Source organism: Alkalicoccobacillus gibsonii (assembly GCF_016798245.1).
GTDB lineage: Bacteria > Bacillota > Bacilli > Bacillales > Bacillaceae_D > Alkalicoccobacillus > Alkalicoccobacillus gibsonii.
Genome location: NZ_JAEUZA010000003.1, coordinates 141,362 through 168,239, shown reverse-complemented (window position 1 = coordinate 168,239; position 26,878 = coordinate 141,362). Strand labels below are relative to the sequence as shown.

Sequence of the window (26,878 nt, the reverse complement as noted above, 5' to 3'; positions counted from 1 at the left end):
CCTTAATCTCGACTTAATTATATACTAAGTATATAGTAAATCAATCATTTTATAATAAAAAACCTCAAATATTTATATACAAAGTATATAAAGACTTGAGGCTATCTTTTATTTAAACCACTGCGTCACTTTTCCCTGGCCGTTCTCTGTCTCCACCTTTGCGTACGCACCATTAATGAGCGTAAGCTGAGGAGGGACATGTCCACAATCGATGTCGTATACGATTGGTAGACCAAGTTCATGGGCCAATTCTTGATACATATCTTCCGCCGTGTACCCTTCTACTGGTATATTCGCCGCACTTCTTCCGAACAAAATCCCTGAACATTCTTCAAACCAACCAGCTAACTTCATCTGAATGAGCGACCTTTTTAAATCGGTTGTTGTCATCTCACAATTCTCGAAGTACCATACAACAGGTTCTTCCTCGATGAATCGTCTTCTAAATGTCGCAACGTCACCATAAGGCGTGCCAACAAGATGATGGATGACATCCACACACCCTCCAAGCAAACGCCCTTCAATCTCAACTCGCTCCCCTGTTGTCGTTTTCCACTCGGTTTTTTCAGTTAAGTGAAACACATGTGGGCTTGGATTTTCAAAGTCCCATTCCTTCTGATAGTTTTCTGAAGAGTACTGAATGACTTCCCCACCTGATTCAGTAGAAAGCGCCTGCTCCCACATAGCCGTTGTCGGATCACATGCTTCCCCTCTCAAATCAACAAGATTTGTTCCATGTGCCGTTGCAATGCCTGTTTGAAGAGTAAGCGTCAGCAATAGTAGACTCACATCTGAGTAGCCCAGAATCCATTTCGTTTTCATCGATTCAAAGTCAAGATGCTCTAGGATCTCAATCAGAAGCTCGCCACCCCAAGGGGGAATGATGACCTCTACCTCATCATTGGTCATCATTTGATTTAATTCTTCAGCACGTGTAAGAGCAGGAGCAGCCTTTGCCTTATGCTGTGTCCACATAGTTTCACCAATTTGAAATGAATACCCCTTATCTTCTAGACGTGCGACCGCGTCTTTAACAATCTGATGGAGCTCAGGATCAACACCTGAGGAAGGTGCTGTCACACCAATTGTTGCAGTCTTTTTCATGTGTGGATATGTAATCATATAATCTGTCCTCTCATCTGAAAATTTATTCTTATGAAATTTCACCTGGATTTAACAACTACTTTTTATACTTGATTAGACTTAGACTCAGGAGGAACGTGATGGCTTCTAATAAGAAGAAAAAACAAACGAACGCTTCAATTTATCAGGTTGTGTGGAAATGGCATTTTTACGCCGGGATCATGACTGCACCTTTTTTATTTATTTTAGCATTTAGTGGAAGTATTTACTTGTTCAAACCGCAAATTGAGTCCTTTTTATATCAAGATTATTTTGTGGTTGATCACATTGACGAAAGTCGTAGCACCTTCACCTTTTCTGCTCAAAGAGATCTAGTAAAAGAAAACTATCCAGATGCTTCAATCTCGTCCTTTATTGTGAGAGAAGACCCAAACGCAACCACCGAATTTTATCTTACAGAGGATGGAGTATCTACATCCATTTTTGTGAACCCTTACACTTCTACCATTCAAGGTGCACTAAATGCAGATGAAAGACTTATGAATATTTTTAAAAAGATACATAGTGAACTTTGGATCGCCGGTACCGTGGGGAATCGAATCGTCGAACTTGTAGCTTGTTGGGCCGTTATTTTGCTGATTACGGGTCTATATATCTGGTGGCCTCGAAATCGCGCATCTATTTGGGGCACCATCCTTCCAAGGCTACATAAAAGGGGACGACTCTTTTGTCGCGATCTCCATGCTGTCCCTGCCTTTTGGTTGTCCATCTTTATCCTAATTCTAATTGCGACTGGCTTGCCTTGGTCAGGTATCGTAGGCTCTCAAATCCAGAAGATTTCAGGTGCACCAGCTTATTCTTATGATTGGCAGGAACGTCCTGAGTCAGTCACTCTTACGAAAGATGGCGCCGACGGAATACCGTGGGCAAACGAGAATCTACTAATGCCACACTCAAATTCTCAAAGTGAATACCTCCCTCTATCTGTAGATGATGTTATACATATTGCTGAATTAGAAGGGATGGCCTATCCATACACATTATCTTTACCCGACGGTCCATCTGGTGTTTATACCATCTCACATGAAACAAATCGTCTTGACCTTGCTACAAAACATATTGATCAATACAGTGGAACTGTTATTATAGGTAGAAGCTTTCAAGACTTTGATTTTCTCCCTAAGCTAGTATCTGCAGGTATAGCACTGCATGAAGGACGTTTATTTGGTTGGCCAAATCAGCTACTTGGTCTAATAACCTGTTTAGGATTAATGGGCATTGTTGCGAGCTCCTTTGTTTTATGGAAGAAACGAAAACCAAATGGGAAGCTAGGCGCTCCTCCTGGATCTAAAGATAAAAAGGTGACAAGAGCGGTATTCTTTATTATGCTTGGATTTGGAATCCTTTTACCCTTAGTTGGTCTCTCTATTATTGTTGTCTACGTATTTGATCGACTATTTTTCTCTAAGCGAGCACTATTTTCTATTAAGGAAAATTAATTCTATGACATAAGGATGAATTCATATGAAACGAAAACGATTAGTGATTTTATTCATATCAACCTTTCTTTTAAGCGCTTGCAATACAAGTGAGCCAGATTTAGAATCCATTATCCCTGACATTATTGAAGTCCAAATTGACTTACCAGAATCCTCCCCACCAAATGAAAAGCTTAAAATCCCCGTAAATGTCACTCAAGGTGACGAGCCTGTAGATGATGCACGGGATGTGGTCATTGAAATTTGGAAGGATCAAGATCGTGAAAACGGATTTTTAGAAGAAGCTAAGCATCAATCGGATGGATTGTATCAGATTGACTATACGTTCGAGGAAGACGGCATTTACCTCGTTCAAGCCCACGTAACAGCTCGAGATATGCATTCTATGCCGACAAAGCCAATCTTTGTTGGAGATGTTTCTGAGGATGAAATTAATGATTTTAACGAAGCAGGTGGTGCCGCATCTGAACAGCAGGGTGAGAGTCAGCATCATTGATGTGGGTGGGCCCTCCCCTATTTAAAAGAGGGGCCCACACCGCGTCTTGGTAAATTGAATAAGGTTCTTGGTGAGACTTATGTGATTCTTACTAATCGAGGTTGCTTCTTGGTAGCGGGGGTATTTTAGCTTGGTAAATGTAGGGTTGGTCTTGGTGTTGGTGATTTTGTTCTTGGAGTCCGGGCTTCTTTCTTGGTAAATGGGTTACCAAGGTAGCTTCGTGTTCGTATATTCGATGCCTAAATGCTCAAACCATGCATTTAGCCCTTCCCAAAGTGCCTCACACCTCATATACACTTCCTCTGGATTATCCAGTTTTCCACGCATGACTAACTGGACCAAATCTACATATCCAGCTGGTTTTGAATCAAACTGAAGCGACTCCTCATAGGTTTTGGCTCTTGTGGTGTAATACCGCTTGTTAGCTAAGCCTATTAATTTTGCCACTTGCCACGCAAAATCCATCGCACCTCTTGGAATATATGAGAGATTCTTCGTATGCCGAGCATTTCGTAGCTTTCCCATCGTCTCGTAAGGCTCCCAGATCATAAACTCCCGCATCGTCTCTCGAAATTGTTCATCAGAGATTTGTAAGGGGAGCTTTTTGATCCTTTTAAAGAATTCATTCGGATCATAGAGTGGGTGGATATGAATATTCGACCCAGCTTTAATTGGCCAAGCATCACTCATCTCCGAAGCACGTCTAATCGCCGCACTTTCCTCTCTTGAACTAATTTCTATCTTAAATGGATCATAAATAAACTCATGACCTGGGATTTCAGCGCCGTCCAATGTAATGACATGTAACTCTATATCCGAGTAAGGCCCCGATGTTCCTAATCCGAGGGATCCGTAGAGACCAATGGCTACGATTTGATCATTGTATGTTTCAAGTAGTCCTCTTTTAAGCAAGTCTGCAAACTCTAGTTTTTGGTTAAGAGAGGTGGGTTTGGGTTGTTGGTGCATGGGATAGCTCCTTTTCAATTATCTTTTCAGTATAACAGTCTATCCCTCCGCCTCGTCCCTCCCCCAATATTTATTGACAAGTGGAAAGAAGATAGCCCAGATAATAAATGTACCAATAGCGGAATTGATGACATCCATCCATTCAAGATAACCTCTGATGATAAAGCTAAACAAACCTGTAATTGATGCGACCACTAGGGTAGCGACTAACGCTTGGCGTATGATTCTATCCATAAGAACTCACCCCCTATTAGAAACGTTACATACCAATTACCCATTTATTTGGATTTCAATCAAAAAAAGACATCCAGCACATACGCTAGATGTCTTTTCATTCGTTTACAACGGCAAGGGCGCTACCGCTGAGATTAGTTGTTTTTCAATCAACTCCTGCCAAAATGCTTCTGGAATTTTCTCTTGCAGGGCATTCAAGTCTTCCTCGATTCTATCAGGTCTAGTTGATCCCGGTATAACTGCTGCAACGGCTGGGTGTGCTAATGAAAACTGCAGGGCGGCGGCTTTTAGGCTAACACCATGAGTTTCTGCTACCTCGGTAAGCTTCCTGATTTTTGTTTGAATCTCTTGTGGGATGTCGCCGTAGTTATAGTTATCTCCGCCAAGCAAAGCTCCAGAGCTATATGGTGCCCCTACAACAATGCTTGCGTTTGATTGCTCGACTTCAGGCATCATTCGACGCAAGGTGTCTTCATGGTCAAGAAGTGTGTATTGAGTTGCTTGCAAACTAATCGTTGGATGCACTTCTTCAAGCTGCAGCGCAAGCTCGATAGGAATCGTTGTGTTTACTCCAAGACCCCATCCTTTTATGACACCTTGTTCTTTTAAGTCATCTAGAACACGGAAAGCACCCGTTCTTGCTTCTTCAAATTTAGCGATCCACTCATCTCCATGAAAATCAGGAGATAAATCGTGTACAAACACAAAATCAAGACGATTGGTTTGCAGTCTTTCCATACTTTGATCAATGGAGGCATGAGTAGCCTCTGCCGTATAGTCTGTTGTGACCTTGTTGGTTCGACCATATGCAAAGAGCCCTTCTTTTTCTTCCGTTTCGTCTTCAATGACACGACCAACCTTCGTACTCAGCACAATTTCATCTCGATTGCGTTTAGAAAGGAAGTTTCCTAAGCGAAGCTCCGCTAAACCTGCCCCGTAAAAGGGAGCTGTGTCATAATAGCGAATGCCTGCCTCCCATGCTGCTTCGATCGTTGCTTGGGCTTCTTCCTCAGGTACTTCGCGAAACATATTACCTAGTGGAGCTGTACCAAGTCCGATTTTATGTGTTAGTAATTCATTCTTATTATTCATCTGTAAGTCTCCTCCTCAATCAATCATAATCGTCTTTTACCGTTCATCTTGAGGTTTAAACCTATAAGGAGTAGGATATTTCTCCCTTAAGAAGAATAGGAATGGAATAGACCCTCTAATCTCTTCCAAGATTATCAATCTTTGAAATCATTGATTGTCTGACATACTCTCATATACAATAGATTATTAGGAGCTTTTAATAACCCATAACCCTTGACCTAGGTGTGATAAAAAAATGAAAAAACCTTTGATACTCTTTATTAGCTTACTGATTGCGATTGGTATAGGGTTTTATATTTACCAATCCACTCAAACAAAACCATCCTTTCAGGAAGTAACCATTGTAGACAATGAAGAAGCAACGGAATCCGTTCCATCAGAGGATCCCGATGCGGAAGTAGAAGAAAATGAAGAAGAGGAAATCATTGAGGAAGAAGAACCTCAACCATCTGCATTCTCTGATTTTATTGTAAAAGCCGCACAAAACACGATTCAATTCTTCTCAAATAGGGAAACAAAGATTACAGCTATTGGCGACTCGTTAACGCAAGGAGTCGGCGCTATTAATGAAGAAGGTGGATACGTTGGCATCCTTGACCGTTCCATCAATCACTCAGAACAGCTTGTAACAGTCAATAACTTCGGTAAACGAGGAAATCGCTCTGAACAAATGCTTGAGCGCCTAAGCCTTCCAGAAGTGGAAGAGTCGATTCAACAATCTGACATTGTTCTTGTGACCATCGGTGCGAATGACATTATGAAAGTGTTGCGAGAAAATGTGACGAATCTTAATTTAGAACCATTTGATATAGAACGCGAACACTATGCTGAACGTTTAAACGAGATTACAGATACGATATTTGAGCTGAATCCGAATGCAGATATTTATTTAATCGGTATCTATAATCCCTATCTGCAGTACTTTGGAGATGTAGAGGAACTTGGTGAAATTCTTACGGACTGGAATAATGAAACAGAAGAATTTGCTGAAGAAGATGACCAGATTTTCTTTGTTCCAACTGAAGATTTATTCGAAGACACTGAAGGAGATCTACTAGCGGATGATCGCTTTCATCCAAACGATGCTGGCTATAAACTGATGGCACAACGTGTGCTCGATTATTTAAGTGAAGACGAAGGATGAGTCTATGAAAACAAGAGAACCGAAACGACAAACAAATTGGAGGAGATGGTTTGTTGGGCTTCTAGTCCTAAACATTGCAGTGATCGCAACCATACTTACCTTTATCTTTTGGCCGATCTCAAGCGTCGATTATACAAATGACGACAGCAATGACCCGGGACGAAGCTCTGAATTCATCGTTCAAACGACCAAACAAAACATTAACGATCTTTCCAACGCGTACATTGATCAATTTTTAGAAGGAACGAATCATAACTACCGACTGGAAATTGACGAAGACATTCATCTGATTGGTGAGCTACCCGTTTTCTCAACGACGCTCCCTTTGTCTGTCAGATTTGAGCCAGACGTTCAAGAAAACGGAGATCTCATTCTAAAACAAGAATCCATTTCCTTAGGATTACTCGAACTTCCAAATCAAAAAATTATGGAGTACTTAGACCGTTACCTCCCAATGCCGCCATGGGTTACCGTTAATCCAGAGGAAGAGGAAATCTACGTAGCCGTTACCGATATGGATATACGTAGTAACTTCCAAGTCGAGGTCGAGCGCATTAACCTGGAAGAGGATGACCTAGCTTTTAAAATTATTGTGCCGTACCGGACATTAGGCATTGAACCTGCAGAGCCGATAGAGTAGAATCTGTCAGCGAGGTGCGCTTCTCCAGCTTAGAGGTTGGGGGAGCGTGCTTTTTGCGCATTTGCTGAGTTTTTGAGCAGGGCACTCTCTTTTTTGCGCATTTCATCAGTTTTTGAGCAGCACACACGCTTTTTTGCGCATCTATCGTTTTTTTAAGCATCGAGCTCGCTTCTTGCGCATGTTCCGGGTTTTTGAGCCCTTCTCTTTTCATTCTCTTAACTCTAATTCTCTAACTCCTGATACAACCCAACCCTATTCCCATCTGGATCCTCAAACGTACACCAAGCTGCTGGAACTCCCTCCCGCGTCTGTACTTCTTCTATCACGATATCTAACTCCCGCATCAACCGCTCTCGTTCCAAATCAATATCCTCCACTCCTAATCGAAGCGGACCACCTTTTTCAGCGGGCTCTCCCAAAGCAATCTGCAGCCACGCGCCCTTTACCAACTCCCATTCTGCAAAATGTTCGTGAGGAATAAAATCAGGCTCACGTCTAAGCAGTGTTGTATACCACCTCAAACCCTTTGCAAAGGTTGATACTTTTAGTTGAATCGTCAATCCATTTATCACATATATTTCCTCCTTTTTTCTTTACCTTTTTATAGAAACCGATTACACTATGTATAACCTCATAGTTATACGTAGGAGGATACATCTAGATGACAAATCTATACCATATTTTTGGTGACCCCACGAGACAACGGATTCTTGCTATAACCGCTCAAAGGGAGTGTACACAGTCTGAATTAGTCGATGTCTTTTCCATTTCTCAACCTGCTCTTAAAAAGCATCTTGATCTCTTAGTAAATGAGAGCCTTTTACTTGTTAAAAAGGAGGGGAAATTTCGTTACTATCGATTAAATGAAGCTATGTACAGACGTGCATCCCAGCATATCCAGCAGGACCTTGAGAGTATGTTTGATCAGAAGCTCCATCAGTTAAAACACTTTTTAGAGGAGGAAAATCATGACTAATCATCAATTTACGAAAAAAGAAATCCTTATCCATAGCGATGTGGACCGCGTTTGGCAGGCACTCACAATTCCCGAGCAGCGTAATCGTTGGGAAACGAGAGAGTGTAACATTGACTTACGAATTGGTGGAGAGATTTATTTGGATTATGGATGGAATGTCACATATACCGGGACATTCACCGACATTATCGAGTACAAGAAATTGGTCTCAGTTGATTCAGATGGCTATACCACCACCTGGCTTCTCGAACCGGTCGAGCAGGGCTGCCTCGTTCAGATTGAATACACTGGTCATTGGTCCGTTGATGAACAATATAAAAAAGACAATATGCTTTTTGGTACCTATCAATTCCTGCTCAATTTTAAGACAGTACTTGAAGGTAACCAAGATATTCGTTCATCTTTTTGGAAAAGTTGGATTGGTGTACTTAATCAAACAGAAGATGACCGGGTACAGGTTGTAAAGGTCGTTCCAGATACACCCGCAGCTAATCATCTTCAACCAAATGACTATCTCTTAAAAATAAATGGACAGTCTGTTTCCCACTATGATCGGGCTGAACAATTGATTACTCACTCAGAAATAGGAAGTGAGATTCGCCTCCTTATTGAACGAGACCGCAAACCAATTGAAATGTTGCTTCATACCATTGCCTTTGGAACTAAGCTAAACTCTTAACAAAGACTCCTGCGCCAGCTTGGTTGATTCAATTAGTGACGGATCCTGCTTTCTTATTCTGATCTCTAAAGCTTCATCCAAGCTAGCACGTGCTTCAGTTAGCTTCCCCATCTCTGCTAAGCACTTCCCCTTATGCTGCAACACAAATTCTAAGATATTCTCCAACGAATGGGCATGACAAATTTCTTCTGCTTGATCAAACGTTTCAAGTGCGAGATCATGCATGTCCGCATATTTAAACGCTTCTGCCAATCGAATGAAACTAATCGCTTTTCTTTTAAAATCATTCATCTCTGTGGCTCTCGTTACGCACCGTTCCAACAATTCTATCGCCTGCGCTGGCTGATTATTAATCCTATACAGATTTCCTACAATCCCATAAACGATATCTCGCACATTTTCTGATTTTTCGCCTGAATCTAAACTCCTGAGACACTCTTCACCCGTCTGAATAACATCCTCTAACCTCTGAGGATCTGAACACCTTTCTCTCATGAAGTGATTTTCATCAAACCTAATAAACGATTGTAGTGCAGTCACTTCGTCTTGAAGGGTTTGATACAAATCTAGTCCGTTCACCTACATTCCTCCTCACTCTCAATCCTTCTACTTCCCACCTTACATTTCCTCCCTTTTCACTAAAAAAGCAGCACCTCTTAAAGGCACTGCTCTCATTTATTTCCCTTTGTCCTTTAAACCTGGTGGAGTCACAGGTCGATTAGGTGGAGACGGGTTTTTAGCAATTTTGGTTGGTGGCAGAGCTCCAACATAGCTCCCTCCTTCGCCCGCTTTAATAAGCGAACTTGTGTCGGAAAGTCTTGTAAAGTCTCTCCAAATGAGGTTACCGTTCTTATCCCGATCATATCGATCTGGAATCGTAAGACTCTTAAAATGGGATTCATCAATGACAACACCTTCTGAGTTCACTGTTTTCTCGCCATCAAAGAAAAAGTTTGTCTTGTCTACGTTCCCTGAGACAAAGTCAGCAAGCGCATTCTCTGGTTCAGTAAAGATAGACAGGTTGTTTGTAAACACCCCCTGTTCCTCTGGTTCAAAGTAAGGATTGATCCGGAAGATGTAGTTGTATCGTTTGTTATCAATGGAGGTATTATTTTTCATCATAATTGTACCTGGGTTAAAGTTATCCGTGAAACCATCCATGTTGTTATCGAATGCTAGATTATTCTTCAGAATATGAGCGACAGGCAGCCCTTCTCCGCCTACTTTAAAACCACTTCCTGATGTTCCTTCTTCGTTATAGCCGTTACTGAGTTTGCCATTAGAGTAGGAGATATTTCCATCCATTGTGATTGGTTTATTAGCTCCCTCATTTGTACGGTTGTATAAATCCCAGCCGTCATCAATATTATTATGTGCGATATTACCTTGGAAGACGTTTCCTTCACCTACCCCTAGCTTTGCGGCGAATCCATCTGCATTGATATCAGAAGCATCTCGATTGTCATGAGCTACACAGTTAAGAATATAGTTATGCTGTGGCCATTTCTCCGGGTCTGTACCACTACCGGAAATTTGGAATCCTGTGCTTTGATTAAAGCTAAATGTCATTAATTCAATTAAATTATGATTTCCATTTACTCTCATACCGTTTCCAGTTGATTTTGTCAGTTCAAAGCCAGCAATATGCCAATAATCAGCATTTAAGCTAATTAGATTACCAGTTCTGTTCTCTCCATCAAAAACCACTGTCTCACCTTTATACGGCACAAGCGACTTTAATTTCCCTTCCTTGCCACTATACGGCTTTGCAATGTTAATCGCTTTTTTATATGTTCCTTCTCGCATAAAAATTGATTCGCCAGGCTTTACATATTTGATGGCTGTTTCCAGATCAAGTGGATCATTCTTTTTTCCGCTTGCATCTTTTGACCCGTCTGGCGAAACAAACAATCCTTGTCCACCTTTAAACACTCGTTTAGTGACGTTAATCTCTTGAGTGATCGTTTCTTCCGATGGAGCATCGGTTGGTGTATAGTCTAATGTAAAGTTTGTCTTTTCGTTCTGCAGCTTTGTTTCAAACGAATAGGCTTTATTTGCTGAAACGGCTGCGTCTTTCACAACCTCTTCTCCATCTTTCCGAATCGTGACAATCCCGTCGTAGTTCGCCATTGATTTTAATTCATACGTATCCGAACCAGATTCTTGAGGTGATACCACGTGAAAGGCTACATCTGGATCACTAACTGGTACTTCATCGGATGGCACAGTATTTGCTTCGCTTAGTGTTAGCTCTGCATCGCTAACAGTTAGAGCCACATTACGTGATGCATAGAAGCCAAGCTGCATGTTGTTTTCATCCATTTGCTGAACGAGATCCGCTCCAGCTATCTTTTGTTCAAAGGTAGGCGATCCATCTAAATGATTAAACGTAGCTGTTATAATAAAGTCCGTGTCCGTCCGCTCAAGCTTCAGTCTAACCGGGGTATCAATTGGAAGATTCGGTACACCTTGAATGACATTATTTGTCCATGTGCTTCCCGGATTCCCCCAAGGCTCTATCACTCCTTTACGCGCGAGTGCACTAATTCCCCCTCGCATGAGACCAACTGCTGCAAGATTTGAAGCAGCTGGAACTTCCTCATATCCATCTACCATTGGATCTTGACGTGGACTGCCATTTACATCCCGAACCATGATTCCTCCACCCTCTTGACCACTTGCATTTGCCCCTGTCTCAGGTCCAAGCTGATGAAAAGTAAGATCAGCTTCTAATACGAAATTCGTAGCATTTGCATCTAAGGTTGTATAATAAAACGTAAGTCCATCATGGCCAGGAGCTAACTTCCCTCCACGACTCTCCATAAAAATGTTGCCCTCAATAGTGCCGGGGTTCTCCGGATCAGCATAATTCACGCCTACCTTCTCTGGTAAAGTGTTTGCTGCAAAATTAAGATCAGTCGATTGTCCGAATGTAATATTTTCCCACACTAATTCCTCTGGATCAACCACCGCAGCATTGCCTTCTCTTACACTCACATGACTAAACATCAAGACAAAGACTAGAAATGACAAAACGATCTTCGGCATATCTTTCATCACATCAACTCCTAGTTTGTTTATATGTATTACACTTTAAATTGTAAGCGCTTTCTTTATCGTGGTCAATTCGATTTTATTCGTAATGTGAAATAAGTCTAAAGTCTGCCGATACCTTCCATTATAACGATCTGTAAATATTGGGATAACTCTCCATCTGTAGAATCATTTGATATGTGATGGTAGAGTAAGCGTAAATCATAGATTAAAAGGAGGAGTTTGATGAAAGTTATTCGTTTTTCACTGATTGCTATGCTTGTGATCGCTCTATCATGGGGGACGCCGCTTGTTACTCATGCGCAGGATGAAGTAGAAGCTACTGCCATTGATTTTACAAAACCGATTGTTTTGGTTCATGGAATAGGTGGGGCCGGTTATAACTTCGCAAGTATTGAACGTCATTTACGTAGCCTAGGCTATAATCGTGCAGACTTACATGCGATTGACTTTGCTGATCGCTCTGGAAACAACCTTCGAAATTCAAGACAGCTACAGGAATTCATTACTGATGTATTACGGAATTATGATGCAAATGAGGTCAATATCATTGCTCATAGTATGGGAGGATCAAATACATTACGTTATCTGACTCAATTAGGTGGCGTAGACCAGGTTGATAAAGTCATTACCTTGGGAGGAGCAAACCGTTTAGGAGCTAGCTCCGTTCCAGCAGGAGTAGACTTTACATCCATTTATAGTAGCTCTGATTTCATTGTCTCAAACAGCCTCTCTCGCATTACAGGCGCCAATAATATTCATGTAACAGGAGTATCTCATCTTGGACTGTTAACAAATAGTAGAGTACAAAGCTTAATTACCGAAGCGTTACAAGAATAAAAAAGTAGCCCTTAGTGGCTACTTTTTTTCTACACTCTAATCCAAATAGCATTATTAATCCAATGACCTTGCCCATCTACTTTCCCAATGCCTTCTAGATCAAATTCATTACTACCTTTAAAAGTTACTTCTTTAACAATTAAGTGTAGCTTATCTATCGTTTTTCCATCTTCTTTAAAATAGATAATTGTTGGTTGATTAATATGTAGGATTTGATCATTCATTTGAATTTGTATAAATGTCTTATGCAACCTAATATCCTCGTGACATACAACATTCATTGGATCAAAACCTTTAACTTTGACATCTCCTTTAATGTAAACATGTGTGCCCTCTCGTGAGCTATACGTATGTATTGCTCTTTGTTTTTGTTCTTGAATTTGTTTATAAAGAGATTCTGTTGCACGACTAATGTTAACTTGCTCTAATATTTGAAGGTCTTCTATATCAAATAGATCCTTTAATTGTTCAAACAACGTTTTGTCAGTTTGAAAGTGAGCTTTCTTCCAATCAGGCACGACATGATCAAGTAACAAACAAATACATAAACCAGAGTAGTAACAGCTCTCTCTTATGTTAACGAACGTTTGAAAGGGGTCTATGACTTTAGCTATGAACGATTCTATCAATAAATGATCTGGAACTTTGGTATTCTTCTTTAAGGCTTGTAACTCTACATACCAGGCCGGCCCTTCGATTGTCTCAGTAAAGTTTTCATATTCGACATATTCATTTATCAAACGAATTCGTGATTCTCTTATCATAATAAACTTTCGAATCCATTTATATTTTTCTTTTGCGTCTACTTCTTTTACGGCTCGATATAGATGATTTCTTTCTTTCATTCGGAGTTCCATATTCTCTAGTTTCAATGAGTAGGTCATACCTAGTATCTCATTCGGAGATCGACTTTCTCCTTGTTGATGCTGATGAACATGAAAAATCTCATGTGTTAAGATTGCATACAGTTCATCATCATTTGGATAAAGTGTACGATCTACAATAGCTGTTGGTACTCCTTCATACATAATCGTTGTACATCCATTAAATTGTTCATCTCTTTTTACATACAGAATTTCACCCTCTGATGATAAAGGATGATTATAAATATACACATTCTCCGCATCATATATTGCAAAAGCATACGGCTGAAATTCTGGCCAATAATTAGAAAGTTCTTGTACTGTTATATCTTCTTTTAAACGCTTGAGTATTTCCTCCACTTTAAACACTCCTTTCTTAATGTTTAGCATGACATAAATCAAAGCCGAGAAGATTGTTATCTCCCCGACTTTTAAAAACTATCCCTTCACAGCACCTATTGCCACACTACCCATAATTCGTCTTGAGAGAATTGAAAATACAATAATAATCGGTACAACGGATAATGCGACGCCTAAATACATGAGACCATAATCCGTATTATAGTAGCCTTGTATCATAGCCACTAGTACTGGCAGTGGGTATTTATCTTCAGAGAAAAGCAAAACGAGAGGCCCAATAAAGTTGTTCCATGAGCCGATAAATGTAAAGATTCCGATGGCAGCAAGAGCGGGTATGATCATTGGTAAGATAATTCTGTGGAAGATTCTTAACTCTCCCGCTCCATCTATTCTAGCAGACTCAAGAATTTCATTTGGGACGCTTCCATCAATAAACTGTTTAATAAAAAACACAGCAAATGTATTGGCAGCTGCTGGTAAGATAATCGCAGCGTGGGAATCTAATAGACCAATCATCCCTAACCAACGATAGCTTCCAATTAAGGAGAGTTGTGCCGGGATCATCATCGTTGCTAGCATAAAAAGGAATAACGGGGTATTGAATTTGAATTTAAATTTTGAAAACCCATACGCTGTCATCCCACCAAAATAGATCGTTAAAGCAGTGGATCCACCAGCTATGATTAAGCTGTTCATAAAACCTCTGAATATGTTCACATTTTCAGTCATTCTCGTAAAGTTATCAATCAAGTTCGTTCCCGGAAGAACCAAGAATGTAGAAGCGATGTCTGCGTTTGTATGGGTTGAATACATGATCATTAAATAAAAAGGAAATAAACACACTGCAGCTAGTAGAATTAAGATGCTGTAGAGAGCAATGCTTGTTAATTTTTGTTTTCGTAATTCCTCGTTCTTGGGTCTCTGGTTTAGCACAGGTGTCTGATTAACCACTTTCTCTGGTTTCATCTCATTTCACCCCTTGTGTTATTTTTCCACGACTTCGATCACGGGCAACTAAGTACGAGATGATCGATAGCGTTACAATAATTAGGAATAAACAGAAGGCTATGGTGGCTCCATACCCGAATCGCCCTTGTTCAAAGGCTGTTCGATAGAGATACATCACACTGGTTAAAGTCGCATGATCCGGTGACCCAGCTCCCTCTGTTAGCATATAAGGCTGATCAAAGATTTGTACACCACCAATAAGTGAAGTAATCACCTGAAAAATGATAATAGGTCTTAAAAGTGGAACCGTAATCTTCAAGAAGATTTGTGTTTTTGAGGCCCCATCTACCCTTGCTGCTTCTGCGTATTCAGGTGAGATCCCTTGTAGTCCTGCAATATAAATTAACATTGAATAACCGAAATATTGAAAAAACAATATAGAAGAGACTAGAATCTGCATAAAGAGTGGATTGTTCTTCCAATCAATTGCATTTTCAATAAAACCGACTGACATAAGTAATTGGTTCACACTTCCTGTTTGCCAATCGAACATTAAGCTTACTAATAACCCTAATGATGCTGCCGTTACAATGTTAGGAAAGAAGTAAACCGCTCTAAAGAAGTCTTTTCCCTTCAAGAACTTATTTGTTAAAATGACAGCTAGAATAAGGCTAAGAGTAAGCTGAGGAATAACTGAAATGATCCAGATAAAGAAGGTGTTATACAAAGATTGTAGAAACAAAGGGTCAAGAACGGCACGTGAATAATTTGCAAGTCCGATAAATTCTGGTGTATTTAATCCATCCCAATTCGTTAAGCTTAAGTAAAAAGAATAAAGAATGGGGTACAGGCCAAACAATAAAAAGACGATAAAAAATGGTGCAATAAAAAAGTAACCATAGTTCCCTTTATTAATTCGACTCGAAAACATTGTCATCCCCCCTAAACTTCTTCTTTTACTATTAACTCAGGAAAATAGTTTTGAACCTCCCTTTTAAACCGTTCCCAAAACTCTTCTTTAGACTTAATATTCCCTCTCGCATAAGACCCTAATAAATTTCCGTAGATATCTCCAATGTCACCATCAAAAGCTGTCCGTGCCACTGCATCTACTTTTTCAGATTCTTGGTTAAAGAACTCAAAGTAATTCTGTCCATCCAGGAACTCACTCGCTATCTCATCAGCAACCCCATCATTGGCCACTCGATGACTTGTGTAATACTCTTCGTCCTTCGCTAGGTTTTGAAGAAACTCTACATCAAATCCATACTGCTTAACAAACTCCCAAGCAATGTCCTTATTATCACCATCTGAGTAAATGGAATAAAAGGTTCCTCCACCACTGAATGCCGCTGGACCACTTGCTAATCCCCACAGTCCGCTGGTTTCAGGAGTATTAGACTGTAATACATGATTTAAGAACCAAGACGGTGCTGGATAAAATAGTACGGAACCTTGCTGCATAGATGCGACCCAGCCTGGAGACCAGCTATCGAGCATAGCTAATGAATTACTCTCGATGGCCTGATCAATCAAATCAAGACTATCTTTCTTGGCTTGATCAATGACGAGTTCATTATCAACTACCCAAGGTTGTTCAATCTTTGCATCCTGAATATCACCAATGGCACTTTGATTAGGTAGCAATCTTACTTCCCCATCACTTTCTTCATAAATTCTTTGCCCCAGCTCAAAGATATCGTCCCAAGTACTTATCTGAGCGCTCACTTCTTCTGGATCACTTGTGCCTAAGTATTCCTCCGCTAAATCCCTGCGAAAGTAGAATCCTCCTGTTGTTCCTTGATAAGCAACAGCCTTCAATACTCCCTCAGAGTCCCTTTCAAGCTCTTGTATATAGTCGTAGTGATCCGCAGCGAGTTCCTCTGCGTTGTAAGGAGCGTCACTTAATGATTCTAAAGAAGGATGATCAATAAACTTACGTAAATATGCTGCTTCTAAGGCAAACACATCAGGTGCTCGAATCCCCGTCGCCAAGGCTGACCGGAGTTTGGTTTCGTATTGGTTACCTGGGATAAACTCAAAGTTCACTTTCACATCTGGATGTTTCTCTTTAAAGGCTTCAACAGCATATTCACCTTCATCTGTGAAACTCCAAATGGTTATCTCTTTTTGTTCTTCTCCACTTTGACAGGCCGCGATGATTAAACATGCTAGGAACATTAGAAACAATACGGTTATCTTTTTCATGCCCTACCTCCCAATTTGCTCTTTAGATTTATTATGTGACGCACGATCATCATCACCGTGTTCAGCTAATATTACCTCACGTCAATCACCCCTTGATTTGTGCGTATAAGTTATCTTGTGAGTAATCTTTGAAGTACGTTTTATAGATATAAATATGGTAGCGCTTTCATTTGTGATTTTAACAGCCTATCCTGACTTTGTCTATCCAATAAACAAACTATGTTTATTTTTTCTTTAGCAAAAGGCTAATGGCATAGATCCATAGTTTGATGGGATCCATCCCAAAAAAACCAAGTGCGCGTAGGCACTTGGTTCCTGCAATTTAATAAGCAACTGTTATTTATAAAAAGGAAAGCTTGTCCCCTCTTCAAGTGACAGAACAAAAGCCTTAAGCAAATCCTTTGTTGCTTGTAGATCTCCCATATCGATCACTTCAACTGGAGAGTGTGCATAACGCGAAGGAATAGATAATACCCCTGTTGGAATGCCATGGTTAGCAAGACTCATCGCTCCTCCATCTGTACCGATGCCGGGGAATACCTCATGTTGATGCGAAATATTCTTCTCTTCTGCCAAATGAACAAGCGTGTCTCGCACAGCCGGATGAGAGATCAAACTGAAATCAAGTACTTTAATTCCAGTACCTCCACCTAGAGTAAGTGATTGATCCATTGTTTCCTCTGGTGTATCACTCACTGCTGTCGTGTCGAGCGCAATCGCTACATCTGCCTCTACTTGGCGAGCCGCAACCTGCGCACCCCGCAGACCGACCTCCTCTTGAACCGTAAATATTGCTGTAACTGAACCTGAAAACTCGGTATCTACAAGCTCTTCTAACATCGTAATGATCACGGCACAGCCCGCTCGATCATCAAACGCCTTGCCTACAAAGCGACCTGTCGACTCATCACCCAAGTATTCCATGTTCGGCTTCCACGTAATCGGTGTACCGATCTCTACACCCAACTCCATTGCATGCTCCTTACTTTTTGCTCCGATATCTATGTACAGACTTCGATGATTTCGCACCTTGGCTGCATCATCAAATTTCGCATAATGCGCAGAGATACTTCCTATCACACCTGTGAGCATCCCCTTCTTTGTGCGCAGCTGAACTTTTTGTGTTAACAATAGTCGATCATCATTTCCACCAAGCTTCTCAAAACGGATCAAGCCATTTTCCTCAATCTTTTTTGCAATAAACCCAACCTCATCCATATGTGCAGTTACAATCAGATGCGGACCTGGCTTACTTCCCTTCTTAGTAGCAAACACATTCCCTAGTGCATCCACTCGAACATCATCCGCTACTGGTGTGACTCGGTCTTTAATCCATTTACTTACAGGCTGTTCATTCCCGCACGGTCCATGCAAGCCCGTTAATTCTTCAAGTAATTTCTTCATGATGCTTCCTCCTCTAGCTTTGCTTAGGATTAGTATACCGTTTTAGTTAGGAATACGAAATAAAGGTGTTTGAAAATAGTAGGTATCTCCGAGGTGAACACACGTTTATGTGATCTATTGGCTCTTAGCTAAGTATTGGTTTATTTGTTTTTCGTGATGTGCATCATGTTTTACAAAAATCTTTAAAAAGCTCTCAGCAGTAAATGCTCTTTTCTTTCCCCCAATCGTAAATCGATCTTCTGGATTAACGCTCGATATCATCTGAATTAATTCTCTTCTATTTTCTAAAAAGAGGTCAATGATCTCAAAAACGTTCTTACCCTTTAGTCCATTTAAAACAATCACATTTTGATCATCATGATTCGGAAATGCTGGTAGATCAGCTCCATGAGTCATATATGGAATCATATTTTGTAGATTGTATTGATCCCATCCATATAGGTGTCCTATGATTTCTCTTATGGACCAGTCGCCTTTTGTGATAGGCGTGGTTAAAACCTTTTCGTCTAAACCTCTAAAGGTTTTACATTGATCCATTAACTCTTCATATTGTTTAATCGTTTTTTTCATACAATATCTCCTCATCCTTCTTTAATTAGTAAATCGCCATATCTCGAAATGTACTTTTTATCATATATTCATCACGTAAAACACCATCTAATTTCATGCCAAGCTTTTCTAACACTTTTCTGGATTGAGCATTTCCTTTCATGCAAGAAGCTTTGATGATGTTCAAATTCATCTCAGTAAATCCGTATTGTATTACTTTCCTAGCAGCTTCTAATATGATCCCCGTGCCCCAATATTTTTTAGATAAGACAAAACCAATTTCTGCGCGTGCATGCTGTGGATACCAAGTAACAAAATCAAAGGTTCCTATCATCTTGCCTGTTTCCTTGTGCTCAATCGACCAAGGTGCGAGCTTCCCAGCCTCATATTGGTTTAGGATAAATTGAATAAACTGTTCGCTATCCTCAATCGTTTGATGCGTTTCCCACGGGACATACGTTGCTACTTCTGGAATAGAACAGTACTCGAACATGTCCTGCGCATCACTTGATGTGACTTTTCTTAGTATAAGTCGCTCCGTTTCTAAAGTTGGTAGATGAAAATTCAAGAAATTCACTCCTTTTATGCCTCTTACCAGTTATTCTCCTAATCTATTTTAATTCCTTTATAAAAAAAAGCTAATACTAAGCTCTTTTCAGTTGATCTATTCACTTTAACCTTACTTTAAACGGTTTAAATTCAATTGGTTGAACTTTTGCTCCTTCATACTCAGTGACGACTTCATTACCATCTTTATCAATTTCTGTACTACCTCCACTCGTTGGAATGCTTAGATATGGAGTGATCATAAGTTCTGTAACTTGATTATCGAGCGGGTCAAATTGTTTTCGACTGGTGAAGCGAATTCCTTCTTTAGTCAATTCACCGGATCCACCCCCAGAATATCCATTTATGGCTCGACCTTCTTGATCTACAACTTTAAACTCAATGTAACCACCGCGTGAATTTTCAAAATCTGTTTGGTCTTCAAAGCTTGTATAAGTAAGGCTCATTCCTGTTTTACTTAATTCTATATCATTCACTTTGAGTGATAAGTCTTCAACATATTGTCTGTGATCTACAGAAATAATTTGAACATCCTTAACCTTGTCTACAGGACTTGAGAAAAACCACGTGTCTCCGCTCTCACCCTCCAAGATCAACCCTAGTTCAAATGAGTCTAACATTTCTTCTCTTACATCCATTTCTGCTATAGCTGTTCGCTTAGTTTCTGAGAGGATCGTTTCGCCATACCCGCCAGAGAAATAAGAAGGTCGCTCCTGATCAATCAAGAAATCAGGACCAGCTCCAAAATAGTAGTCATCAAGCTCTTCCTCTGACTCAATCACTAACCCAACTGTAACAGTATTTTGGTCGTACAAGATTTCATCTAACGTAACAGATATGCCGTTCACTGTTTGTGTTTCTCCAATAGAAGTGACCACTCCATTTTCTTGTGCTTTTTGTAAACGTAGCTGATCAGATTCTCCAAAAACAGACCCCACAATTTTTGAGAACGTATTGGCTATGACCGGGGACACGTATGAGGAACCAAACAACAATCCAACCGCTGCCGCCACTGTAGATAATGTATAGATAAGTGCCTTCTTTTTACTAATATTTTTTTTATTTGCACGATAAATTCCTGAGCGAATGGCTGAACGAACCTCTTCTTTTGGAAATTTAGGTTCAGGGTTATGTAATGTTTTCATGGATCAGGTAGCTCCTCTCCAACTCAAATTTCAACGTCTTCTTCGCTCGATGTAGATGCGTTTTTACCGTACTCACAGGTTTATCAATAATCTTGGAAATATCTTTAATCGATATATCGTGATAGTAAAATAGGATAATAACTGTTTGATAGGAAGAGTTAAGTTTAGATAAAGCTTCATTAAGATAACAAGATTCAATGGTAACTTCTCCAGTAAATTCGAGCTTTCTTAGTAACTCTTGTTCTTCGTAAGGAATAAGTCGGTCTCTCTTTTTAAGAACTTTATAACATTCTCGAATTAAAATTCGAAAAAGCCAAGTTGAAAAGTACTCATATTGCCTTAACTGGCGGATCGATTGGTAGGCATGGTACGCCGTTTCCTGTATCGCATCCAATGCATCTTCTTTATTCCTCAGCAGAGATAATGCTTTGTAGTACAACATTTTCTCCTCATTAAGAAGTAATGACTCAAATGCTTCTGAGTCTCCTTTAACAGCTTTCTTAACAATTTGGATATCATGCTTCATTCATCATCCTCCTCTCATTACTTAGAGTGATTGAGACAACAAAAGGTTTCAATTATTTTTTCTTTTTTTAAATCTCCCAAAAAGACTTATTACATCTCAAATCTAGCCAAAATTTGTGGACCTCTTTGTTGATTCTTTCCTTTCTTCGTTGATTCCCCTCTCTCTTCGTCGATTCCCCTCTCTCTCCGTTGATTCCGCTCTTTCTTCGTCGATCCCCCCTCCGCTCTCACACATCAACCCACTTCCCTACACAAAATACCTCCTCCCCGTCTTCTTCATCACAACCACACTTAACCAGCCTCCAAGCACCAGAAGCCCAAGCGATCCTACCCATCCAGCTAACCGAATGCCCATCCATTCAGCTATCACACCGACTGTGATTGTCAGAATAATAATTATCAGAGCTTCTACGAGTCCAAAGATACTACCGAAGCGTCCCATCATGGCTACAGGTATTTGGTTTTGATAAAAGGTTAAAAATCCTGTGCTCGCGAAAATGGAGGCAAAGCCCATTATCCACACGGCCACTGCTGCACTGAGAAATCCTTGTGAGCTATAAAACATAAGATAGCCTACAGCAATTAAAACAGAGCCAAATCCAATCAGAAAATGCAGCTTCAGTTTTTGCACAAATACTGTATTTATTAGAGTTCCAACAATGATTCCTGTGCCAAAAATGGCAAGAAGAAATCCATAAGTGGTATCTGATAAATAAATCACTTCCTTCGCAAAGCCTGCTTCTATTGAATCAACCGCGTTCATTACAATGATCGTTCCTGCGAATAGTAAGTAGACTTTAACAACGTATACCGATGATTGACTAAAGGATAAAACGGTATGAAAATCACGTTTAATCAACTTCCATGTTAGCCGCTCTACTTTCTCCTCTTTGGCAGCATCTACATTAGGCAATAACATAATAACCCCGGCTGAAAGCAGTAAGGCTACCCCATTTACAATGATGGCTGTGTCGGTTGTGCCTATCCAGAAGAGAACGCCCGCAATCATTGGCCCTAGCAGTGTTCCGCATGAGTTAATAAAACCTCGCAGTGCGTTAAACTTCTGACGGTCGCCTTCCGGGATCAGCTTTGTCATAAAGACCATCGACGTTGGTTCAAAGATGGCCGTTCCCATGCACACAACCAGCGCAATCAAATAAATAAGTGGTAAAGATGGCATTAGAGGTATGCAAAAAATACATAAGGCTCTCCCTACATCTAACCAAATCATCAGGTGTCGAGTATTAACCCGGTCAATCACACTCCCGGCCCACGTATTTGAGAATATGGTTGCAATCGGTCCAAGAATATAAAGAAGTCCAACAGCTAATACCGAACCCGTTTCATTTAACACAGTCAGGTTGAGGGCGATTAAGTATACCCAGCCACCAATATTTGAAATGCCTATCCCTCCGAGTAGTAAGATAAGGGTTTTCCACCTGCCCAATGACACCGCCTCCTATTTTTATTTTGAAAACCAAATAAAAAAACTCACCCCCAAAACATGATTGTTTTGGGGGCGAGTATCCGTCGCGGTGCCACCCCATTTTGCTTCCTTATTACTAAAGAAGCCTCATCAGGTACGGCATGGCGAGTCGCCTGTGATACCTTATCTCTGTAACGGGAGAACCCGTTGCACCATCAAGACTCATTGAATCCATCCGGTACACAGCTCCAAGACTTGGTTCAGCATGTTCCCTCACTCCTCCTTCTCAGCTACCGGAGGTCTCTGTACGTGGTTCCCTTGCCTACTCTTCTTTTCATTGCTTTTGATGTGGAATTTCTCATTATATTATCCTTTTATTAGTTGATTGTAAAGAGTTACTTCTCTCTATTCCGTGATACACTAGATAAAAAAAGTAAGCGAGGGGTCCGAGTGTCCAAACATCGTATTTATTCAACAAGCGTTGCAAGTGTCTATCCTCATTATGTGACCAAGGCAGAGAAAAAAGGACGTACCAAGAAAGAGGTCGATGAGATTATTCGTTGGTTAACTGGCTATACACAGGACGAACTTGAAGCGATTATTGAAAACAAAACAGATTTTGAAACATTCTTTTCAGAGGCCCAGAACATGAACCCATCTAGGGAATTAATTAAAGGGGTTGTCTGTGGCGTACGTGTGGAGGAGATTGAAGAAACCACCATGCGTGAGATTCGTTATTTAGATAAACTAATTGATGAACTGGCAAGGGGTAAGAAGATGGAAAAGATTTTACGAACATAAATACTTAGACAAACCTCTTGCCTGATCAAGAGGTTTTTATTTGTAGTTGTTCAGTATTTGTGATAAAAATAGAGTGATCACTCAATATAGAGGTGAATATAATAATGAGTAAAAAAAGAGAAGCTTTACTTACAAGTGCTGAGCGCTTATTTTATGAAAATGGCTTTCATTCTATTGGTATTAAGAGGGTCCATGAAGAAGCTGACGTATCATTGATGACCCTCTACAATCATTTTCAATCAAAGGAAGAGCTTATTTTAGAAGTACTAAAAAAGCGAGAAGAAAGATACTTTGAGCTTCTTGAAACGAACTCTCCTACGATATTATCGATTGCCACTGCACATCTGGACTGGCTTCAGTCTCATCAGAATGGCTGTTTATTCTTACGCGCAAAAGAAGAATTTCCAGAAAAGAATCATTTGATTTATCAGTATGTGATCAACCATAAAAATCACTTAATCTCGTTTATCGAGCGTTGCGGATACTCTGCTAAAGAATCGTTTCGTTTAGCCTTATTGCTAGAAGGGGCTACAGCTATGTCAGAAATTCATGACACCAATGAAGTCCGTGAAGAAACGTTAAGTATAATAAGAACGCTTTTCTAAAAGTAAACAACCCTTAACTCGTTGTTTACTTTTTCTCTCACTATAAATTATAGTGATCGTTCTATATAAAAGGAGATGATAAAAATGTGGAAGCTCTTGTTTCCCAGCATTGCTATGATAGCCATAACGTATGCATTTGCTCGATTCAGTTTTGGATTATTTCTCCCTTCTATTACGGATAGTCTTGCTTTAACAGAAAGACAGGCTGGTATTTCAAGCTCCTCTGCTTACTTAGCTTATACCGTTGCCTTGTTAACCTCTTCATTCTTTATTCGTACATTCGGGCAAAAACGAGTCATTCAGTTTGCTGGACTTACTGCGGTTATCGGGTTGTTCATGATTTCTGGCTCCTATCATTTTTTGATGCTTGCAAGTGGAACATTTATTGCAGGACTCGGGAGTGGCTGGGCCTCTCCTGCATTTAGTCAGGTAGTCGTTACCTCTTTAGAGGAAAAGAAACGCGACAAGGGTAATACATGGATTAACAGTGGCACAAGCTTTGGTTTAATCCTTTCAGGTCCAATAGCATTACTATTAACGGAACAATGGCGACTTGCCTTTGCTTTCTTTGGTGTTGTTGCACTGGTCGTGCTCATTTGGAATTCATGTATCATTCCAGATAAAAAAACTGAGGTTTCTAAAGTGACCTTCTTTGATCGTTCCATCTTTGCTAAGGCTAAATACTTAATAATTGCATCACTCATTATAGGAATTGGTTCATCTATCTTTTGGACTTTTTCTAGAACATATCTAACTGCTCAATACAGTATGGGGAGTCATGAAAGTTCATTCTTCTGGGTCATCATGGGGATATCTGGTGTGATCGGAGGAATTGCAGGCGTGGTGATTGCCAAACTCGGTCTTCGAAAATCCTATTTTTTTGCGGTTGTGTTAATAGCAGCTTCTTTGTACTTTATTACAATTTCCTCGGCACCTTTTATTTACCTTTCTGCTGTTCTATTTGGCACCTCGTACATCTTTATGACAGGTTTGTTTATTGTATGGGGATCAAGGGAGTTTTCTAATATGCCCGCAGTGGGAGTCAGTCTTTCCTTCTTATTACTAGGAGTTGGACAAACCGTCGGATCGGCCGTTGCTGGAGAACTCATTCAAGTAACTTCCTTCCCTTTTAGTTTCATCAGCTTTTCCTTTGTTTGTTTACTTGGCCTACTTGTTCCCGTGAAAATAACTACCTATGAAAGATAAAAAAGGAGAGCTTCGATTGAGCTCTCCTTATTTCTTAAGATCAGACTTTAGTATTCCAAACACGATACTATCGGTCCACTCACCTTTGTTCCAGAAATCTTGAATAAAATGAGCTTCCTTTCTCATACCTACCCGTTCACACAGCCTTAAAGAAGCTTCGTTGCGTGCGTCCAGATTAGCCTGGATTCGGTGAACACCCTTTTCTGCAAATAGTTTTTGTATGAGTCCTTCAACCGCTTCACTCGCATATCCCTTTCCACTAGCTGACCTTGCAAAACTATATCCAATCTCGACCGTATCCTTCATTCCGGTATACCAAACAGATAGGTCACCAATCACTTCTGACTCTCTCACTACCGCTAAGCTTAGCGGCTTTTCGTTAGTCAACAGATGATTGTTTAGCTTTTTCTTGAAATGAACTTGTTTGTCCTCTACCGTCCACGCAGAATGCAAAAGGTATTGGCATGAGGCCTCGTTCGAATAGATCTGGAACACATCTTCAAGATCTTCTTCTTTAAATGGTCGTATGTGTAGCCTTTCCGTTGTAAATTCCATCTTTCCACCTACTCAATCTATTATTTTTCAGAACAAACTTTTACTGAGAATCTAAGCCTTATTCAATAATACCTCTCTAACTTCATCAATGAATTCGTTTGTTTTCTCGGATAATTTATGGTCATATTTTCTAATCCATCCGTATGTAAAGGATGAGTCAAAGAAATGATCGATTGCTAAGGCTGTCATTTCTGTTTCGAACGGAAAGCTTCGACTAAATGTTGCAGAGATATCATGGCCAATCGTGATGGCCCCATGCTGCAGGATCGTGTTGGTAATGACATGCAAATCGGTTGTTTCCAGAAAGACATTGATTGGTCCATATAAACGATGAAAGTTCGATACAAAGCTCTGTACATATTCATCCTTATATAATACAAACAACTGCTCCTGTAAGAGGCTGGGTTCTAAAGCTTTATTCGTGTTAGCAATGAAAGAATCCTTTGAAGCAAAGACTAATAGCTTTCCTGTAGTGACAGGGGTGAAGTGGAATCCGTTTACAACATACATATTTGAACTCTTCACAGCAATAAATCCAACATCAATTTTATCATCATGAATCTCTTGAATGATATCCATACTCGATCTCTCACTAACCTCAATCTTAAAAGCTGGAGTTCGTGCCTTAAACCTCAGGTAGCTATCAACAATGGGTTCAATCAAACCGGGTATGACGTTCATCCGAAGGACATCGTTGAACTCATTCAACTGCTTGGCCTCTTCTTTTATCTCATAGATGGCTTCTAGTGCGTATTGAGATTTAGCAATAATAAAATCGCCTTCTTTTGTTGGGATGGCCCCTGCTCTTGACCGATTAAAGATCTTAACACCTAGCTCACTCTCTAGCTTTGTAATTGCCTGACTTAAAGCAGATTGACTAATATTTAATGTTTTTGCAGCCGCACCTAGTGACTTCTCCTTTGCAACCTCCACTATATACATCAACTGCTCTATGTTCATATAATCACTTTCCTTAAGTTTTACTTATTATAAGTTCAATTATATTAACTTTT

29 protein-coding genes and 1 other annotated feature are annotated in these 26,878 nt (G+C 40.2%); of the genes, 10 read left to right on the top strand and 19 right to left on the bottom strand.

Translation table 11 applies throughout. The annotated features are described in order from the left end of the window. Positions 1-108: 108 nt before the first annotated feature. A complete protein-coding gene (locus tag JNO66_RS12465) occupies positions 109-1,122 on the bottom strand; it encodes a S66 family peptidase (protein WP_203088620.1) in 1,014 nt (337 codons plus the stop codon). A 101-nt stretch (positions 1,123-1,223) separates the two neighbouring features. On the opposite strand from JNO66_RS12465, the gene JNO66_RS12460 reads away from it, so the two are divergent. Continuing rightward, positions 1,224-2,582, top strand: coding sequence for a PepSY-associated TM helix domain-containing protein (locus tag JNO66_RS12460; protein ID WP_203088619.1), 1,359 nt, complete (start codon positions 1,224-1,226; stop codon positions 2,580-2,582). A gap of 25 nt (positions 2,583-2,607) precedes the next feature. Continuing rightward, on the top strand, positions 2,608-3,078 hold the full coding sequence (locus tag JNO66_RS12455; RefSeq protein ID WP_203088618.1) for a FixH family protein: 471 nt from the start codon (positions 2,608-2,610) through the stop codon (positions 3,076-3,078). A 204-nt stretch (positions 3,079-3,282) separates the two neighbouring features. Here the strand turns inward: JNO66_RS12455 and JNO66_RS12450 are convergent, their stop codons facing one another. From JNO66_RS12450 to JNO66_RS12440, 3 genes are all read right to left on the bottom strand, one after another. Next, positions 3,283-4,044 carry a kanamycin nucleotidyltransferase C-terminal domain-containing protein gene (locus JNO66_RS12450; protein WP_203088617.1) on the bottom strand — a complete coding sequence of 254 codons (762 nt, stop codon included), beginning with the start codon at positions 4,042-4,044 and terminating at the stop codon, positions 3,283-3,285. 39 nt (positions 4,045-4,083) lie between these two features. Beyond that, entirely contained in the window at positions 4,084-4,278 is a 195-nt protein-coding gene (locus tag JNO66_RS12445) for a hypothetical protein (RefSeq protein WP_203088616.1), read from the bottom strand. Positions 4,279-4,383: 105 nt separating this feature from the next. After that, positions 4,384-5,370 carry an aldo/keto reductase gene (locus JNO66_RS12440; RefSeq protein WP_203088615.1) on the bottom strand — a complete coding sequence of 329 codons (987 nt, stop codon included), beginning with the start codon at positions 5,368-5,370 and terminating at the stop codon, positions 4,384-4,386. Between the two features lie 235 nt (positions 5,371-5,605). Between JNO66_RS12440 and JNO66_RS12435 the strand changes: the two genes are divergently transcribed. Together JNO66_RS12435 and JNO66_RS12430 are read left to right on the top strand one after the other, a co-directional pair. After that, on the top strand, positions 5,606-6,514 hold the full coding sequence (locus tag JNO66_RS12435; protein WP_203088614.1) for an SGNH/GDSL hydrolase family protein: 909 nt from the start codon (positions 5,606-5,608) through the stop codon (positions 6,512-6,514). 4 nt (positions 6,515-6,518) lie between these two features. Then, positions 6,519-7,154, top strand: coding sequence for a YpmS family protein (locus JNO66_RS12430; RefSeq protein ID WP_203088613.1), 636 nt, complete (start codon positions 6,519-6,521; stop codon positions 7,152-7,154). 221 nt (positions 7,155-7,375) lie between these two features. On the opposite strand, the gene JNO66_RS12425 is transcribed toward JNO66_RS12430, so the two are convergent. Further along, positions 7,376-7,726, bottom strand: coding sequence for a VOC family protein (locus tag JNO66_RS12425; protein ID WP_203088612.1), 351 nt, complete (start codon positions 7,724-7,726; stop codon positions 7,376-7,378). 89 nt (positions 7,727-7,815) lie between these two features. Between JNO66_RS12425 and JNO66_RS12420 the strand changes: the two genes are divergently transcribed. Next, on the top strand, positions 7,816-8,130 hold the full coding sequence (locus JNO66_RS12420; RefSeq protein WP_203088611.1) for an ArsR/SmtB family transcription factor: 315 nt from the start codon (positions 7,816-7,818) through the stop codon (positions 8,128-8,130). Continuing rightward, complete coding sequence (locus JNO66_RS12415; protein ID WP_203088610.1) at positions 8,123-8,809, top strand: SRPBCC domain-containing protein; 687 nt, start codon at positions 8,123-8,125, stop codon at positions 8,807-8,809. The genes JNO66_RS12420 and JNO66_RS12415 overlap by 8 nt, the downstream gene beginning before the upstream one ends. Here JNO66_RS12415 and JNO66_RS12410 read toward each other — a convergent pair. Then, positions 8,798-9,388, bottom strand: a complete 591-nt coding sequence (locus JNO66_RS12410) for a tetratricopeptide repeat protein (RefSeq protein WP_203088609.1) — start codon at positions 9,386-9,388, stop codon at positions 8,798-8,800. The two genes, JNO66_RS12415 and JNO66_RS12410, sit on opposite strands and share 12 nt — an antisense overlap. Before the next feature lie 96 nt (positions 9,389-9,484). Further along, entirely contained in the window at positions 9,485-11,866 is a 2,382-nt protein-coding gene (locus JNO66_RS12405; protein WP_203088608.1) for a right-handed parallel beta-helix repeat-containing protein, read from the bottom strand. Positions 11,867-12,088: 222 nt separating this feature from the next. Between JNO66_RS12405 and JNO66_RS12400 the strand changes: the two genes are divergently transcribed. Continuing rightward, positions 12,089-12,703 carry an esterase/lipase family protein gene (locus JNO66_RS12400; protein ID WP_203088607.1) on the top strand — a complete coding sequence of 205 codons (615 nt, stop codon included), beginning with the start codon at positions 12,089-12,091 and terminating at the stop codon, positions 12,701-12,703. 29 nt (positions 12,704-12,732) lie between these two features. Here the strand turns inward: JNO66_RS12400 and JNO66_RS12395 are convergent, their stop codons facing one another. The 10 genes from JNO66_RS12395 to JNO66_RS12350 all read right to left on the bottom strand — a co-directional run bounded on the left by JNO66_RS12395 (position 12,733) and on the right by JNO66_RS12350 (position 22,719). Then, positions 12,733-13,956 (bottom strand): hypothetical protein, encoded by a 1,224-nt coding sequence (locus tag JNO66_RS12395; protein WP_210340868.1) that lies wholly within the window; start codon positions 13,954-13,956, stop codon positions 12,733-12,735. Between the two features lie 48 nt (positions 13,957-14,004). Continuing rightward, positions 14,005-14,892 (bottom strand): carbohydrate ABC transporter permease, encoded by an 888-nt coding sequence (locus JNO66_RS12390; protein WP_203088605.1) that lies wholly within the window; start codon positions 14,890-14,892, stop codon positions 14,005-14,007. Between the two features lies 1 nt (position 14,893). Continuing rightward, complete coding sequence (locus tag JNO66_RS12385; protein ID WP_203088604.1) at positions 14,894-15,805, bottom strand: carbohydrate ABC transporter permease; 912 nt, start codon at positions 15,803-15,805, stop codon at positions 14,894-14,896. An 11-nt stretch (positions 15,806-15,816) separates the two neighbouring features. Next, entirely contained in the window at positions 15,817-17,082 is a 1,266-nt protein-coding gene (locus JNO66_RS12380; RefSeq protein ID WP_203088603.1) for an ABC transporter substrate-binding protein, read from the bottom strand. 336 nt (positions 17,083-17,418) lie between these two features. Continuing rightward, complete coding sequence (locus JNO66_RS12375; RefSeq protein WP_203088602.1) at positions 17,419-18,486, bottom strand: M42 family metallopeptidase; 1,068 nt, start codon at positions 18,484-18,486, stop codon at positions 17,419-17,421. Positions 18,487-18,600: 114 nt separating this feature from the next. Further along, the gene (locus JNO66_RS12370; protein ID WP_203088601.1) at positions 18,601-19,056 is read right to left on the bottom strand and encodes a DinB family protein; all 456 of its coding nucleotides are present in this window, start codon (positions 19,054-19,056) and stop codon (positions 18,601-18,603) included. 25 nt (positions 19,057-19,081) lie between these two features. Continuing rightward, entirely contained in the window at positions 19,082-19,603 is a 522-nt protein-coding gene (locus JNO66_RS12365; RefSeq protein ID WP_246483271.1) for a GNAT family N-acetyltransferase, read from the bottom strand. A gap of 100 nt (positions 19,604-19,703) precedes the next feature. Then, positions 19,704-20,747, bottom strand: coding sequence for a DUF4179 domain-containing protein (locus tag JNO66_RS12360; RefSeq protein WP_203088600.1), 1,044 nt, complete (start codon positions 20,745-20,747; stop codon positions 19,704-19,706). Further along, positions 20,731-21,273 (bottom strand): sigma-70 family RNA polymerase sigma factor, encoded by a 543-nt coding sequence (locus tag JNO66_RS12355; protein WP_203088599.1) that lies wholly within the window; start codon positions 21,271-21,273, stop codon positions 20,731-20,733. Before JNO66_RS12355 ends, JNO66_RS12360 begins: the two co-directional genes overlap by 17 nt. Positions 21,274-21,519: 246 nt before the next feature. Then, positions 21,520-22,719, bottom strand: a complete 1,200-nt coding sequence (locus JNO66_RS12350; RefSeq protein ID WP_203088598.1) for an MFS transporter — start codon at positions 22,717-22,719, stop codon at positions 21,520-21,522. 65 nt (positions 22,720-22,784) lie between these two features. Then, positions 22,785-23,045, bottom strand: a binding site (T-box leader). 103 nt (positions 23,046-23,148) lie between these two features. On the opposite strand from JNO66_RS12350, the gene JNO66_RS12345 reads away from it, so the two are divergent. The 3 genes from JNO66_RS12345 to JNO66_RS12335 all read left to right on the top strand — a co-directional run bounded on the left by JNO66_RS12345 (position 23,149) and on the right by JNO66_RS12335 (position 25,310). Then, on the top strand, positions 23,149-23,499 hold the full coding sequence (locus tag JNO66_RS12345; RefSeq protein WP_203088597.1) for a DUF2200 domain-containing protein: 351 nt from the start codon (positions 23,149-23,151) through the stop codon (positions 23,497-23,499). A gap of 104 nt (positions 23,500-23,603) precedes the next feature. Next, positions 23,604-24,104, top strand: coding sequence for a TetR/AcrR family transcriptional regulator (locus JNO66_RS12340; protein WP_203088596.1), 501 nt, complete (start codon positions 23,604-23,606; stop codon positions 24,102-24,104). 84 nt (positions 24,105-24,188) lie between these two features. Beyond that, positions 24,189-25,310: an MFS transporter gene (locus tag JNO66_RS12335; protein WP_203088595.1), complete on the top strand. Its 1,122-nt coding sequence runs from the start codon at positions 24,189-24,191 to the stop codon at positions 25,308-25,310. Between the two features lie 27 nt (positions 25,311-25,337). Here the strand turns inward: JNO66_RS12335 and JNO66_RS12330 are convergent, their stop codons facing one another. Together JNO66_RS12330 and JNO66_RS12325 are read right to left on the bottom strand one after the other, a co-directional pair. Further along, complete coding sequence (locus JNO66_RS12330; protein ID WP_203088594.1) at positions 25,338-25,865, bottom strand: GNAT family N-acetyltransferase; 528 nt, start codon at positions 25,863-25,865, stop codon at positions 25,338-25,340. Positions 25,866-25,916: 51 nt separating this feature from the next. After that, positions 25,917-26,825 carry a LysR family transcriptional regulator gene (locus tag JNO66_RS12325; RefSeq protein ID WP_203088593.1) on the bottom strand — a complete coding sequence of 303 codons (909 nt, stop codon included), beginning with the start codon at positions 26,823-26,825 and terminating at the stop codon, positions 25,917-25,919. Between the last annotated feature and the right edge of the window lie 53 nt (positions 26,826-26,878).

Bases quoted from the DNA above. Each gene is read 5' to 3' on its own strand.
- JNO66_RS12405 (WP_203088608.1), bottom strand. From the start codon at position 11,866: ATGAAAGATATGCCGAAGATCGTTTTGTCATTTCTAGTCTTTGTCTTG.
- JNO66_RS12325 (WP_203088593.1), bottom strand. From the start codon at position 26,825: ATGAACATAGAGCAGTTGATGTATATAGTGGAGGTTGCAAAGGAGAAG.
- JNO66_RS12330 (WP_203088594.1), bottom strand. From the start codon at position 25,865: ATGGAATTTACAACGGAAAGGCTACACATACGACCATTTAAAGAAGAA.
- JNO66_RS12415 (WP_203088610.1), top strand. From the start codon at position 8,123: ATGACTAATCATCAATTTACGAAAAAAGAAATCCTTATCCATAGCGAT.
- JNO66_RS12460 (WP_203088619.1), top strand. From the start codon at position 1,224: ATGGCTTCTAATAAGAAGAAAAAACAAACGAACGCTTCAATTTATCAG.
- JNO66_RS12420 (WP_203088611.1), top strand. From the start codon at position 7,816: ATGACAAATCTATACCATATTTTTGGTGACCCCACGAGACAACGGATT.
- JNO66_RS12430 (WP_203088613.1), top strand. From the start codon at position 6,519: ATGAAAACAAGAGAACCGAAACGACAAACAAATTGGAGGAGATGGTTT.
- JNO66_RS12340 (WP_203088596.1), top strand. From the start codon at position 23,604: ATGAGTAAAAAAAGAGAAGCTTTACTTACAAGTGCTGAGCGCTTATTT.
- JNO66_RS12445 (WP_203088616.1), bottom strand. From the start codon at position 4,278: ATGGATAGAATCATACGCCAAGCGTTAGTCGCTACCCTAGTGGTCGCA.
- JNO66_RS12390 (WP_203088605.1), bottom strand. From the start codon at position 14,892: ATGAAACCAGAGAAAGTGGTTAATCAGACACCTGTGCTAAACCAGAGA.
- JNO66_RS12400 (WP_203088607.1), top strand. From the start codon at position 12,089: ATGAAAGTTATTCGTTTTTCACTGATTGCTATGCTTGTGATCGCTCTA.
- JNO66_RS12465 (WP_203088620.1), bottom strand. From the start codon at position 1,122: ATGATTACATATCCACACATGAAAAAGACTGCAACAATTGGTGTGACA.
- JNO66_RS12355 (WP_203088599.1), bottom strand. From the start codon at position 21,273: ATGAAGCATGATATCCAAATTGTTAAGAAAGCTGTTAAAGGAGACTCA.
- JNO66_RS12375 (WP_203088602.1), bottom strand. From the start codon at position 18,486: ATGAAGAAATTACTTGAAGAATTAACGGGCTTGCATGGACCGTGCGGG.
- JNO66_RS12380 (WP_203088603.1), bottom strand. From the start codon at position 17,082: ATGAAAAAGATAACCGTATTGTTTCTAATGTTCCTAGCATGTTTAATC.
- JNO66_RS12455 (WP_203088618.1), top strand. From the start codon at position 2,608: ATGAAACGAAAACGATTAGTGATTTTATTCATATCAACCTTTCTTTTA.
- JNO66_RS12395 (WP_210340868.1), bottom strand. From the start codon at position 13,956: ATGCTAAACATTAAGAAAGGAGTGTTTAAAGTGGAGGAAATACTCAAG.
- JNO66_RS12385 (WP_203088604.1), bottom strand. From the start codon at position 15,805: ATGTTTTCGAGTCGAATTAATAAAGGGAACTATGGTTACTTTTTTATT.
- JNO66_RS12360 (WP_203088600.1), bottom strand. From the start codon at position 20,747: ATGAAAACATTACATAACCCTGAACCTAAATTTCCAAAAGAAGAGGTT.
- JNO66_RS12370 (WP_203088601.1), bottom strand. From the start codon at position 19,056: ATGAAAAAAACGATTAAACAATATGAAGAGTTAATGGATCAATGTAAA.
- JNO66_RS12335 (WP_203088595.1), top strand. From the start codon at position 24,189: ATGTGGAAGCTCTTGTTTCCCAGCATTGCTATGATAGCCATAACGTAT.
- JNO66_RS12435 (WP_203088614.1), top strand. From the start codon at position 5,606: ATGAAAAAACCTTTGATACTCTTTATTAGCTTACTGATTGCGATTGGT.
- JNO66_RS12450 (WP_203088617.1), bottom strand. From the start codon at position 4,044: ATGCACCAACAACCCAAACCCACCTCTCTTAACCAAAAACTAGAGTTT.
- JNO66_RS12440 (WP_203088615.1), bottom strand. From the start codon at position 5,370: ATGAATAATAAGAATGAATTACTAACACATAAAATCGGACTTGGTACA.